Origin of the sequence: Mycobacterium timonense, assembly GCF_025821985.1 — a bacterium.
Taxonomy (GTDB): domain Bacteria; phylum Actinomycetota; class Actinomycetes; order Mycobacteriales; family Mycobacteriaceae; genus Mycobacterium; species Mycobacterium avium.
In genome coordinates, this window is sequence record NZ_JACKSY010000102.1 from 1 (window position 1) to 11,402 (window position 11,402).

General features: G+C 63.4%; 14 protein-coding genes and 1 pseudogene. 4 read left to right on the forward strand and 11 right to left on the reverse strand.

Going from position 1 to position 11,402, the window contains the following annotated elements; translation table 11 throughout:
- Positions 1-199, forward strand: a 199-nt coding sequence (locus H7I87_RS22365; protein ID WP_264002877.1) for a hypothetical protein, incomplete at its 5' end; no start/stop codon positions are given.
- Between the two features lie 387 nt (positions 200-586).
- Here H7I87_RS22365 and H7I87_RS22370 read toward each other — a convergent pair.
- From H7I87_RS22370 to H7I87_RS22395, 6 genes are all read right to left on the reverse strand, one after another.
- The gene (locus tag H7I87_RS22370) at positions 587-847 is read right to left on the reverse strand and encodes a hypothetical protein (protein ID WP_139800233.1); all 261 of its coding nucleotides are present in this window, start codon (positions 845-847) and stop codon (positions 587-589) included.
- 104 nt (positions 848-951) lie between these two features.
- Positions 952-1,089 (reverse strand): hypothetical protein, encoded by a 138-nt coding sequence (locus H7I87_RS22375; RefSeq protein WP_158084976.1) that lies wholly within the window; start codon positions 1,087-1,089, stop codon positions 952-954.
- Positions 1,086-1,289, reverse strand: coding sequence for a hypothetical protein (locus tag H7I87_RS22380; protein WP_085241543.1), 204 nt, complete (start codon positions 1,287-1,289; stop codon positions 1,086-1,088). The genes H7I87_RS22375 and H7I87_RS22380 overlap by 4 nt, the downstream gene beginning before the upstream one ends.
- Before the next feature lie 1,175 nt (positions 1,290-2,464).
- Entirely contained in the window at positions 2,465-2,845 is a 381-nt protein-coding gene (locus tag H7I87_RS22385; protein WP_085241545.1) for a hypothetical protein, read from the reverse strand.
- A gap of 68 nt (positions 2,846-2,913) precedes the next feature.
- Positions 2,914-3,753 (reverse strand): hypothetical protein, encoded by an 840-nt coding sequence (locus H7I87_RS22390; RefSeq protein WP_083071782.1) that lies wholly within the window; start codon positions 3,751-3,753, stop codon positions 2,914-2,916.
- A gap of 318 nt (positions 3,754-4,071) precedes the next feature.
- Positions 4,072-4,584: a helix-turn-helix transcriptional regulator gene (locus H7I87_RS22395; RefSeq protein ID WP_308010115.1), complete on the reverse strand. Its 513-nt coding sequence runs from the start codon at positions 4,582-4,584 to the stop codon at positions 4,072-4,074.
- 150 nt (positions 4,585-4,734) lie between these two features.
- Here H7I87_RS22395 and H7I87_RS22400 point away from each other — a divergent pair, with 150 nt between their 5' ends.
- Positions 4,735-6,189, forward strand: a complete 1,455-nt coding sequence (locus H7I87_RS22400) for a PE domain-containing protein (RefSeq protein WP_083071784.1) — start codon at positions 4,735-4,737, stop codon at positions 6,187-6,189.
- A 34-nt stretch (positions 6,190-6,223) separates the two neighbouring features.
- Here H7I87_RS22400 and H7I87_RS22405 read toward each other — a convergent pair whose 3' ends face one another.
- The gene (locus H7I87_RS22405) at positions 6,224-6,733 is read right to left on the reverse strand and encodes a helix-turn-helix transcriptional regulator (protein ID WP_139800235.1); all 510 of its coding nucleotides are present in this window, start codon (positions 6,731-6,733) and stop codon (positions 6,224-6,226) included.
- A 90-nt stretch (positions 6,734-6,823) separates the two neighbouring features.
- The gene (locus H7I87_RS22410) at positions 6,824-7,096 is read right to left on the reverse strand and encodes a hypothetical protein (RefSeq protein WP_139800236.1); all 273 of its coding nucleotides are present in this window, start codon (positions 7,094-7,096) and stop codon (positions 6,824-6,826) included.
- A 105-nt stretch (positions 7,097-7,201) separates the two neighbouring features.
- Here H7I87_RS22410 and H7I87_RS22415 point away from each other — a divergent pair, with 105 nt between their 5' ends.
- Positions 7,202-7,555, forward strand: coding sequence for a nucleotidyltransferase family protein (locus H7I87_RS22415; RefSeq protein WP_083071787.1), 354 nt, complete (start codon positions 7,202-7,204; stop codon positions 7,553-7,555).
- Here H7I87_RS22415 and H7I87_RS22420 read toward each other — a convergent pair.
- The gene (locus tag H7I87_RS22420) at positions 7,515-9,062 is read right to left on the reverse strand and encodes a hypothetical protein (RefSeq protein ID WP_083071788.1); all 1,548 of its coding nucleotides are present in this window, start codon (positions 9,060-9,062) and stop codon (positions 7,515-7,517) included. The two genes, H7I87_RS22415 and H7I87_RS22420, sit on opposite strands and share 41 nt — an antisense overlap.
- 668 nt (positions 9,063-9,730) lie before the next feature.
- On the opposite strand from H7I87_RS22420, the gene H7I87_RS22425 reads away from it, so the two are divergent.
- Positions 9,731-10,297, forward strand: coding sequence for a hypothetical protein (locus H7I87_RS22425; protein WP_244179175.1), 567 nt, complete (start codon positions 9,731-9,733; stop codon positions 10,295-10,297).
- Between the two features lie 233 nt (positions 10,298-10,530).
- Here H7I87_RS22425 and H7I87_RS22430 read toward each other — a convergent pair whose 3' ends face one another.
- Positions 10,531-10,776 carry a hypothetical protein gene (locus H7I87_RS22430; RefSeq protein ID WP_083071789.1) on the reverse strand — a complete coding sequence of 82 codons (246 nt, stop codon included), beginning with the start codon at positions 10,774-10,776 and terminating at the stop codon, positions 10,531-10,533.
- A gap of 121 nt (positions 10,777-10,897) precedes the next feature.
- Positions 10,898-11,209, reverse strand: a pseudogene (locus H7I87_RS22435) (DUF2628 domain-containing protein); the annotation flags it as partial.
- Positions 11,210-11,402: the final 193 nt, after the last annotated feature.

The window sequence follows — 11,402 nt, forward strand, 5'->3', positions numbered from 1 at the left end:
ACCCAACGACCTCAAAGAAGCCACCACCCGGTTGTGGGCGGCCCGCTGGGGGGTGGGCAAACGCCGCCTGGAACGCCCCGCCGACTACGCCGCCATCCTGGCCACCTACTGGTACGTCGAAGGCCAACACGCCGTGGCCAACAACCGCCTCGACGAAGCCGCCTACGCCGCCTACCAACTCGCGATGATCAACCCGTAAACCCCTACGCTGCAACGGGCCGCACGGTTAAGGCCCGTAGCCGGCGGCGTCGGCTACGGGCTCACGCCGATGAAGTGTCCAGCAAAGGTAACTGGACGTCGCAGTCACTTTAACGGCGGCCAAGCACCCGTGTCGCCTATTACTGTGATCAGTGTGAAGGAATCGGTTCTGGCCGCAATCATGGCCGCTCGCGCACGCATTCGGCGTGGCGAGGCAAAGCCGCGGGAACGCCGGCCACGCAGCTCTTAACGGCGGCGCTGAAGACCGGCGTCGCCGCGCTCTCTCCAAGCAGGCTTGCCCAGGGCGGCCACAGTTGCGACACCGTCGTCTACATGCGCTGCACCGTTTGGCGGGTCCGCGCCCTCGCCCCGCGCCAGCGGCGCTGCTTCAGGTCCGTTGTACGTGAAACAGGGTGTCGTCCCCGTATTCGCTTCCCTTCCAAAGGTTTAGCTCATACCAATCCGGATCGCTTGCCCGGCGGCGCAGTGGGATGCATTCGCCTCCGGTAACGGGATCCTCGCTCGCGCCGACTTCGACGATCTTGTTGCTTCGCGGGGAGACTGTGTCGCCCGCTCCGCGCCGCTGGACCCCGACGATCTCATCACCCGGACGAAGTTCGTGAGGACCAACTACCAGCACCTCGGACATCTACCTCGTCTCCCTTCACGGCCTATCTCAGCCGGACGCCGATCAGCTTTCCGGTGGCCATGGCTTGCTGCATGAGCAGCCGCATCCGTTCTTGGATATGCGGCTCAACAGCTTTCATCCTTGGCGACCACCGCCGCATAGTCGTCGTTGGCGTCGTCGTGGAAAAGCTCATTGAGGTAGGCCCATGCTGCGTCACGACCAGCGCCGGTCGTGACGGTGACTGAGAAATGGTGAATTGTCATGTTTCTCCGGTCATCTCCGTGTGTTCCGCGCGAGACTCATGCACATAGATCAGCGGATCGCGTCCGTGACGCACGAGCAAGTGTCGGCCGTCGGCGCCGCGAATGATGTTCTCGACGGTTCCGAAGTGCCCTTTGCCGCCTGACTCCCAGCGCACACGGTCACCGATGGCAAACGGGCCCGTGAATCGTTCTAACGTCATGGCGCGAGTTGTCCTCCTTATCGCACGGCATCGCACTACCTCCTGTATCTAACTCAATCCTTACGTCGGTTTGCGGTTGAGGCGAGCGGCCAAGCGACGGGCGCATTCCTCGGCACGCTGCGCACGACGATGGTCGTGCCCGCATTCGCGTTCGGGCCGCTCATGCCCTACGTATGCGTGATACACGTAGGGCCGTCCTGTCAGTTGCCGCGCCGGGAATGCCTGCCACACGGTTCCCATCCTTTCACCAATAACCAAGCGCCAAGCCCTGGTAGCCGCGCCGGTCTCCGGGTTCGTAGCCACCCGCCGCCGCGCTGTGGCTTGTCCGATGGCATCGGCATTGGCCTGTGTAGCCGTGCTCGCAGCGGTATCGCTGCATCGGCGGTTCGGGAATGTCCCAACGGGGCGTGTCCATTCCGTTCTTCTCATGTCAGCCTGTCGACTTCAAGCTCAGTTCGAAGCAGGTGCCTGTTTGACCGGCTTTTCCCAACCGAGCTGGGATAGGCATCACACTGCGTGTAGGTGAAGTGGTACGTAATGGTCTTGTACGTGGTGTCGAGGATTTTGTTCACTCGACCAGCGACTCCGGCAGTAATGCGAACGATGTCGCCAACCTGGAGATCAGCCGCCTTGATTGACATCAACATCGGGCCGCTCCTCTCTGTACCGACAAGACCGCGTTCTTACGTTTAACCCTTTGGTTGTTGCGGATAGTGACGGGAAGTAGCAGCCGAAGTCGCATTCCGGGCCAGGGCAGCGGTACGGGCAGCCGCCATCTGGACGTTTCGGCAGTCCGTTATGGATACGCATCGAGCCGTTCCAAATCAGTTGGTATTCGCGTCGGCAATACGCGCAGATACCGCGCATCATCATCGTAGTCGGGCCAGGGACGCACGCCTCCGGTAAGCGATGACTTCCTGGGCAACGGTCAGTCATAAATGCCTGCGATTGTTAGTTTCGGCGCGCGTCGCCGTCGTGGTAGCAGCATCCATGCGCGCTGCGGTCATCAGGGCCGCATAGGCAGCACCTTGGCGGGTCAATGCAGGTGAGAAGTGGGGGGCTTGGAGCGCGCCCGCAGATATGGCAATCACGGTCGGGTGGATGTTTGCATCGAGTCATGCCTGTGACTCCTGTTCATTGGTTGCCGATAACTGTCGACCACCCAGCCATTCGGGTCAAAGCTCTTGCCCGCTAGATGGCATCCACACTCTTCCCGGAGGACGGTCACGGTAATGCTCGGTGTTCTCCACGGCGCGTACCACGATTTCCGAGCCACCGCGAACCAGCGTGGCATCCTGCCCTGGATGTGATAGCGCTGCCAGCAGCGTTTCAATATCGCTGCGCGTCAGTTCGACTACCCCCTCGGACAGCCTCGCCCGGGCTGTCGCATCGTCCGGTCGCGCCTCATTTTCGATGGCTCGCACCAGGATTCGGCCCTCTCCGTCGATGAGGGCTTGAGAGCTCAGTGGGTCGTCGAGCTTAGCCAGTAGGACCAACAAGTTGCGTTGAGTCAATTCGACTACCCGCCGCCCACTTTCGTCGCTGATGTACTTCATTGTGATTGTCCCCCCTTGGTTTACGTGGTGCTGCTCAGCCAGACACCGGCATTACCGCCCATCACTTCTCACGAGGGCGCGATGCTCCTGAGGCCCTCGAGTGCTGCGGCCAGCCCTTCGACGGCATCCTTGGTATTTCGAATGGGATCCCGCCATGGTGCAGTTAGCGCTTGCGCCGCCGTTTCGACTGCCCCGTAGGCGCGCACCGCGGCGGCGATCGTCTCGATCTGGCCCAGGGTGACGCGGTCACCCCATGTGGTTCGGCCCTTCTCGCTGGCGACCCAATCAATCTCCGCGCCCAGCGCGGCCTCCACGGCCTTGAGCTTGCGTTGCAGGTCCTCGGCATCGGGTTGGCGCGCCAACCGCCGTTCCACGCCGGCGTCGACGGCTTCGGTGATCTTCTGTTCGGCCTCTTTCCTCGCCGCTGCGCGGGCCTCATGAATCGCGGTGGCGCGCAGGGTGTCTGAACGAGCAATGATCGACCGGACTGCGTCCCATGACGGGCGGTGATCCGCTGATTTACGAGTCGCTGGCTTGTGCACCTGCATCCGGGTCTTGCTTCGGCCCGGATGCATCAGCCCCCACCCGGCGGGCAGTTCCCCGGCCTGGACGATCGTGGGGCTGGGTACCACGAGCCACCATTCGTGGCATTCGTCTGCCCACGCATCAGCCTTGCCCGGTGTGTTGAGTTCGTTGAGCCAATCAGCGCGGCTGACCTTCAGCTCGTGGCCAACCAGCAGTCGGCCGCTGCTGCTGGTGAAGCCGATGTAGATGGCGTCGCAGCGGCTGCCGGCTCCCCAGCCGCCGTTCATCCCAACTTCGGGCAGAAACACACCGCCCGGCAGGTCTGCGCCCGGCTTGATGTAGTGCCGCTTCAGTAAGGCCAACAGTGTGTCGGTCTCGCTCACTGAAGTCCCTGCCCGCCCCTGCGGCCAGCGTTCGCCCGCATCGTGTCCCCCCCGGCGTTCGGTTCGTTTACGCCAGTCTTGCTGTGGCGGCGCAGGCAGCTCGGCATCAACACGCGCGGGGCCGATGCGCTTTGGCCTGCTTGACGATCCATCAGTTGCGGGCGTGGACGACTATTGGTGTGCCGCAAGTCGAGCTCGACAGCGGAGGCCAGTCGGGCAGCGTCGTGGCTTGCGGGAAAGTCGCCGGGCCGCGCTGCGATCACCGAGCAGAATTCGCGCGTCTTCAGCACGGTTAGCGACGAATGCACGGCGCGGAGGTCAGGCTGGCGTCCCGGGCGGGCGGCGGCGCGCCCGTTGATATGCGGCCCGGTACTGCTCGACGGAGATGCCCAAGATCTGGGCCAACGCGGATGCGTTCGCGGCAGTGAGGCCCTGGTCGGCGCGTTCGATCCCCCGCAGCGTGTTAGTGGCGATGCCGGCCGCCGCGGCTAATTGCGGCTGGGTTAACCCGCGGATCACCCGCCAGTCTCCCGGGTAGCGCTCGTCGGGGGCAATCGTCACGACGTCGTCGATCGGGGCCTCCAGTAATGCCATCACCCGCACCAGAAGATCGACCTGCGGGGTACGCGTCCCGGCCTCCCACGCATGCACCGTCGAGTGGGCTACGTCGGCCAACCGTGCTACCTCAGACACGGTTAGGCCGCGGCGGAGACGCAGAGCAGCGAATTCGGTGGGGTTGAAGCCTCGCAGAACGCGCCTGCTCATCGTGCCGTGCGGGGCGCTGCTCGGACCATGAGACGACATTGGCTGAACACTCTCCAAATTGTTCATGCCGCTCGAAGTATCGCGTCGTTATAACGTAGAATAGCTGCACTGGTGATCCTGCGCCGACTCCGGCCCGGCCGGGCTATTCCGGATATCACCGAACGCCGCGGGGGGCAGTTCATCACGCCAGTTGCCTTGGTACGAAAGGGAATCCAAATGTCATTTGTGAGCGTAGTCCCAGAGGAGCTGTCGTCGGCCGCAGCCGATCTCGACGCGATCGGCTCAACCATCGGCGACGCCAGCGCTGCGGCGGCCGAACCCACAACCCGGGTGCTAGCGGCTGGCGCTGACGAAGTCTCAGCGGCCATTGCGGGGCTGTTCAGCGACGTCGGTAAGGAATTTCAGGCCCTCACTGCCCAGGCGGCCGTGTTTCACCAGCAGTTCGTCCAAACCCTCACCGGCGGCGGCGCAGCTTACGGCGCTGTCGAAGCCGCGAACGTCTCGCCGTTACGGGCCCTGGACAACGCCGTCAACACCGTCCCCACGTCCGCGCTACAAACCGTGGAAAATCTGATTGACAGCCCAGCGCTGCAACCAATCGAGAACGTCATCAACACCCCTACCGAGCTGCTGTTGGGACGGGCGCTGATCGGCAACGGCGCTAACGGAACTCCCACTAGTCCCAACGGACAACCCGGAGGACTGCTCATCGGCAACGGCGGCAACGGCTACAACGGCGCAGGCGGCAACGGGGGATCGGCCGGGTTGCTCGGTAACGGCGGCACCGGTGGTAGCGGTGCGCCCGGGGCCGTGGCCGGATCGGTCATCGGCAACGGCGCCAATGGCGGCCCGGGAGGCAGCGGCGGCGCCGGCGGCCTGCTCGTCGGCAATGGCGGCGCCGGCGGAACAGGCGGCCCCGGCGGGGCCGCAGGACCGGTTGCCGGTAGCCCGGGCGCCGGCGGGCCCGGTGGTCTCGGTGGAGCAGCTGGACTGCTTGGCCAACCCGGACCTGGCGGCGGCAATGGACCTTCGGGCAGCCCGAGTATCGTCGGGGCACTTCAAGGCGACGTGCAAGGCGCCCTCAATGCCGGTCTGGGTGGGATCGACTCCATATTCCACGGAGTGATCGGTGACGTTCGCGGAGTTGTCGATGGCTTCGTCGGCGGTGTGCAACACGCCGTTATCGGCGCCGTCTCAGGTACCGAACACTCCTTGCTGAACGATTTCGGGCTCGGCTTCCTCGACCCGGGCACCGGATCCATCGGCCTGTTCAACGCCGGCCCCAACGATCTCGGCTTTTTCAACTTCGGCGCAAACGACACCGGCATCGGCAACTTCGGGTCCAACCAAAGCGGGGTCCTCAACATCGGAGGCGGCAACGCCGGCTACTTCAATATCGGCTTCAACAACAATGGCACCGCCAACTTCGGCTTCAACAACACCGGCAGCATCAACCTCGGTGCCGGCAACGCAGGCTCAATCAACCTCGGGTTCGGTAACAACGGCAATTACAACGTGGGCCTGGACAACCTCGGCAGCATCAACATTGGCTTGGAGAACATCGGCAGCGAGGATCTCGGCTGGGCCAACACCGGCACCGGCGACCTCGGGATCAAACTCAACGGCTCGTACGAGATCGGCTTCAGCCGCCTCAACCTCAGCCTCGCTTAACGAAAAGATTCCCGTGCCAAGGCGTTAAGCCCACCTACGCGCCTGCTGTAACTACGGGCTCCCACGCGCGCCGTATCGCGACGGGGAGAACAAGTTCGTCCCATAGGTCCATCAGTAGCGCGCCATCGACGTAGGCGAGGACATCGTCGGGTGTACCTTCGCGCAGGACTATCTCGTACACCCGCGCCCGTTGACGCCGGTCGCCTAATTCGTATCGTCGCCCGGGATCCGACCAGTTCAGGTGGAACGGTAATTCCACTGCGCGGAAAGCCAGATTCAGCGGCAGTCTTGGCAATCGTGTTGGGACCAGTACCGGCCGGCCTCGATCAACGGCACGCTGTTCGAATTGGATCCGTGGCTGCAGGGCGATATCGAACCCCGCGGCGGACACAAGTCGGGCCGCTACGTCGAGGCTCGGCGACTTACGCCCGCGCTCGTACGCCGACAGTGTTGACCGCGACGTATGAGCCCGGCGGGCGAGCGCTTCCTGCGACATGCCGGACGCTTCGCGTGCCTGCACGAGGATCCGTTCTGCTGTAGACACACTCCATGTGTATCCGATTGGATACGTCCGGTCGAGTCGGCTCGGGTTCTATCTCCGCGTGGAGGGCAGGGCGCTGCTGCTTGGGAGACGTCACAGTGATTTGATGGCATCGAGCAGTCCGCGTAGCCGCGGCGCCTCGTCGCTGTGCGTGTAGGCGTCGAGCCATTTAGTGACTTTGGCTATGAGCTCGGGAGATAGCGGCCAACTCGCAGCCAACATGGTCTGCAGCACGGTGTCGATCGCTCGGTATGAATCGCCTGAACCGATGGCGGCGTAGAGCTGGTCACGCTCATGGTCGGCGAGCAGAGGGCACACCGCATCAGCCAGTTCCCAAGCTAAGTCAGATTCGGCTCGATCATCCACGTTCATATTTTCGTTGGCCAGGGCAGTTCATGCGCGGCCAATACCGTTCGGGCCGCACAGGACTCGCTCCTGCTCATGGTGGTCGCGAGTACGTAGAATCAAGTTGTGACCAGCCCATACAGCAGACGTGCACTCACCGCAATCGGTAGGCATCGCGATGCGATCGCAGGTGTCCTCGCAAAGTACGGGGCGAGCAATCCACGGGTCTTCGGATCGGTAGCGCACGGTACAGCGGGACCGGAAAGCGACATCGATATCCTGGTTGACCTTGCAGAGAACGGTCAGGGGAGTCGTTTGGCCCGACTCTCGGGTATCCGAATAGAACTCGAAGAGCTGTTGCATCTGCCCGTTGATGTTGTGTCCGCGGAGCTGCTCAAAGACGAAATCTCCAGTGCCGCTTCTGCAAGCGCCTCGCCAATCACGCTGTCCCCCTTGGCCGCCGCGCCATCTCCCAAGTGACCGGTCCGGCACGATACCCGTTTCGCGCGGTGAGGTAGTCCTTCGACAGCACCAGCGAGGTCGCGGTGGCCACCACGAGCACATAAACGGGCAGCAGATGCTCGAGGTGGGTGTAGCCGATCGCGAAATGAACAACGAGTACCGGCACTGTCCCGAAGGCGCAGCCCAGCAGCAGGCACCACCACACCCACCGTTGCCCCCGGCGCCAACCCCACATGCTGATCAACAGGACGGCGAGTCCCGCGCCCACCAGCGCGCCACCAAACCCCGCACGGTCGTGGGCAATGAACGGCAACAGATGAGCGTCGGCAGCGCGCAGATGCTCGGCGTGCGTACCCAGGAAATCGAGGTCGGTCGGGACGAACACCGACGTCAATCCCACCATCGAGATGACCGCGCCCGCCACGGCCAAGCCAGCGCCGACGCCGATCATCAGCAGTTGACCCCACAACGCGCGACGACGCTGCGGCTCGGGTCCTTCGGCGATCGGCGGCCAATGCGGGTCGGCGGGGCCGCGCCACACCGCAAGGAGCAGCATCGGAAACAGCACGATCACGACCAGCGTATGCAGCGGTTCGACGAATCCTGTTCCCAGGAAGTAGAAGTAGCTCAGGAACGCAACGAGCCCCGAGATCAGCAACGCGCGCCGCGCCCAGCGGTAGCCCTGCCTCATCTGCTGGGCCAGCCCGAGGTAGAGGATTCCGATGCCGATCATGTTGCCGGCCATCGTGATCCGATCGTGCTGGAGGAAGCCGACCAGATGGCGATTGAAGTGATGCAGGTCTGACACGGAGGCGCCGAGGTAGTCGCGGTCGTACCACAGCAGCACCGGACCTAACGTGATCGCCGCTGCGCCGGCGCCGGCCACGATCAAGCCCACGCCGACAAGCGCGGCCCACAGCCATCCCGGCCAGCGCCTCGGATCGGCCGAGATATCGCGCCACGGTGCTGGCGGTGATGTCGGCGTGGCGGCCTCGATCACCCGGTTGAACCAGCCCGGTCCCGCAGCGACCAGGACCGGGGGAGTGGCGAGCACGGTTGTCGACGGGTCGGCGAGCGCCTCGATGGCGGCCGCGAGGTTCGGGGTTGAGAGCCGTACGGTATCAGCGGGATTGCCGATGCTGACGGCGTCGACGTCGCCGGCGATCGCATCGCACACCTCGACACTGTCGGCGACCGCGGTGACGCGGCAGCGCCGGCCGGCGGCCGCGCGCCGCACCAGCTCCACGTCGCTGATCCGGACCGGGTTGATCTCGATGACACCGGCTCCCTGTACCGGGAGAACGGTTATGGCTTCGCGGGCGATCCAAGGTGGGACGGAAGCGCCGAACCGACCAGACCACTCCGGCAACGGCGTCGGGTGGTCAAACACCACGGGGATCCACCGCCGTCCGCCCGCATGCCTGATGAGCGCCGCCAGGAATCGCAGTGCCAGGACTTGGGTACGGCGCTCGCCCAGGACAGCTGTGGCGAGAGGGCGAAGCGGGTGGTAGGTCCAGTCCGGCACACGCCAATCTTCGCATTCCGGCGAGTCACTTCCGGGCCCGTCGTAGACGCATGAGGTACGTGACGTTTGACGTCATCCGCGCACGTGTCGAGGATTCGATCGGCTTCGCCAGCGACCCGCAGTCCGGGCAGCTGCCGTTCCGCCCGCGAGCGAAATAGGTCCTGGAGCACACCCGATGCGAGGCCGAGACAGGCAGGCAGCGGTTGGTGGGGCCTCTCATATTTTGGCGGCGCTGATGTTTGACACCCAGTCAGCGGCGGCGAAGACGATGGCGAGCATGAACCTCGCGCCGACCGCGGTGCGTGGACGACACTTGCTCCACCGCGATCCGAGCGCCAACCAATCCGTAGCGACTAATGTTTCCCTGCCGCGGTGAGCATGGCAGCGCGGGCCTGCGGCGATGATCGGCTGCGCCTGACCTCTCAGGCATTGACGTGTGTGTACCTGAGGGCCTATATTAATCGTCGTTAGCCCCGTGTGGACCGCTGACCGTTAGGTTATGTCGCCGGGGCTTTAGCATGTGTGAGGGGTTTTGGTCGTTGTCAGACCAATGGATAGATTCCTGGCTAAGCGCACCACGGTTTCACAAGTACGTGACTTTGTGTGGGAACGACCGCGGCCGCGCGTTGGCCGTGTATGAGTGGAATGTAGCTCTCGGGCAGGCACTCATGCGCGACATCGCCCACTTCGAGGTGGCACTCCGCAACGCATACGACGCTGCATTCACCGCCAAGTGGGCCGGCACTGATCATTGGCTGCTGTCTCCGTCTTCACCGGTGGTGATGCCGATCTGGCGCATCAAAGCCAACCGCAGCGGGCTCAAGCGCGGCACCGACGTCAACTACGTCAACCGCAAAGCGGTGGACTCCGCGATACACAAGTGCGGCGGCGTGAGTGCTACGGCGGGCAAGGTGATCGCGGAGTTAAACTTCGGGTTCTGGCGTTCCCTGACGACCGCTTCGCACGAAAAATCGATTTGGGTCCCATACGTGCACTTTGCCTATCCGAAGGGCACATCACGTTCGGCCGTCGATAGCGATCTTCGGGACATCAACGTCGTACGCAATCGCATTGCACACCGTGAGCCGATTTTCGACCGACACCACAACCCCACTCAGGAGCCACGCCAGATCCATGCCACGGTCGTTCAGCTTATGCAGATGTTCTCAAGCGACGCTGCGAACCACGTGTCGTCCACATCGACCGTGATGTCTGTTCTTGCCCAACGACCGTAGGACAAGACCCATCTGACAGGTAGAGGTCGGCGATGCAGTTCAGCAGAGTGGTCGTCGGATCCCGAGCACGCGTTTCACTGCCACGCCCCGGGCATCACCTTCGGGCTCTTGAAATGTTGCGCAGCATTCAAAATGAACACGACGGCGGCGGTTTCGGTGAGGACGAACGGCGGTAGTTGGCGTGCAAGCTGACGCGCTGATCTTCGCGGTGGGGCTAGAAATGTGGCGACCGCTCAACCGGCCCGGTCGTCGTGGTGTTCCTCGTCGACGTCGTCATTCCAGTAGGCCCATTCGGGAAGAGGCGTGTTGGGCATAGCGCCGTAGACGGATGCCTCGTACCCGGGTTGGGTGCGGTGTGGTTTCCAGTGTGGATCCAGTCTGTTCGCTCGTGAGCGTCGTACGCCGCGAGTGATCAGAGCGACAATGCCGCCGACGATGAAGGTGATCAGCACGGCGTGGGAAGCCACTAGCAGTGTCATCTCTCCTCGCTGCGGGTCTGGTTGATAGCCGCCACGATTGGCATGATCGTCCCGTCGAAAGATGGTGGCGCATAGTCACATTCGGCCACCGCGGGCGCGGCGTTGCGGCTGCGCTGTTCGGTCACTCATCTTTGGGGCGGCGATTGAATCCTTCGAGGAAATTCCAGGACTGGCTGTGTTTGGCGACGTGTAGGTAGTAGGCGTGGTTGGCGATCGTCATGGCCAGCCCGGCAAAACCTAAGCCGATTGCACGGGCAAGCGAGTCGGGCATGTCTATGGCGACTGTGACCACCGCGACGGCGCCAGCGACGGCGAGCAGTGTAAGGCCTTTTCGCCACATGCCTTTGGCGATGAAATACAACGGGCCGAACAGAAACGCCATGGCGTTGCTGGTGAGGCGGACTCGGGCACCGAAGGGCAGCGCCTTATAGGCTTCTCGCGCTTGCGGCGATGACGACGGAAGCCCGTAGGCGTCGAAGAAGGCAAACCGTGAGCGCCATCGCGGTGGGCTTGACCCCGTTTAGTGGACACAGGGTCAGGCGGCTTTTGCCGTCTGAGTGAGTCGGTCTTCGAAGTCGACCGGGGCCATCATATCGAGGGCTGAATGGCGTCGGCGTCGGTTATAG